Genomic DNA, 583 nt, shown 5'->3' with positions numbered 1-583 from the left:
AAGCGAAGACCTTTGTCCATAGCGATTGGGTGGATAAGCTCTACGCCCATCTCAACGTTATCACCAGGCATTACCATTTCAGTACCGTCTTGTAATTGGATTGCGCCAGTTACGTCAGTAGTACGGAAGTAGAACTGTGGACGATAGCCGTTTAGGAATGGTGTGTGACGACCACCCTCTTCTTTTGACAATACATATACTTCAGCGTCAAACTTGGTGTGAGGAGTGATTGAACCTGGCTTAGCTAGTACTTGGCCACGTTGTACGTCTTCACGCTTAGTACCACGTAGTAGTACGCCACAGTTTTCGCCTGCACGACCTTCGTCAAGCAGTTTACGGAACATCTCTACACCAGTACAGGTGGTTTTTTGAGTGTCACGGATACCAACGATTTCAATCTCGTCGCCAACTTTAACGATACCAGATTCAACACGGCCTGTTACTACGGTACCACGACCTGAGATTGAGAATACGTCTTCGATTGGCATTAGGAATGCTTTGTCGATGTCACGCTCTGGCTCTGGGATGTAGGTGTCTAGTACGTTTAGTAGTTCTACAACAGCTGGTTGGCCGTATTTTTCTT

1 protein-coding gene is annotated in these 583 nt (G+C 46.7%); it reads right to left on the bottom strand.

Translation table 11 applies throughout. The features are described 5' to 3' along the window. Positions 1 to 583: EF-Tu C-terminal domain-related protein (locus tag CXF60_RS00615; RefSeq protein WP_267284413.1), on the bottom strand; the 583-nt coding region annotated here is incomplete at both ends.

The organism is Psychrobacter sp. 4Bb (assembly GCF_002836735.1).
Taxonomy (GTDB): Bacteria; Pseudomonadota; Gammaproteobacteria; order Pseudomonadales; family Moraxellaceae; genus Psychrobacter.
The sequence above is the reverse complement of the archived record's forward strand: the minus strand, read 5'-3'. Positions and strand labels throughout refer to the sequence as shown.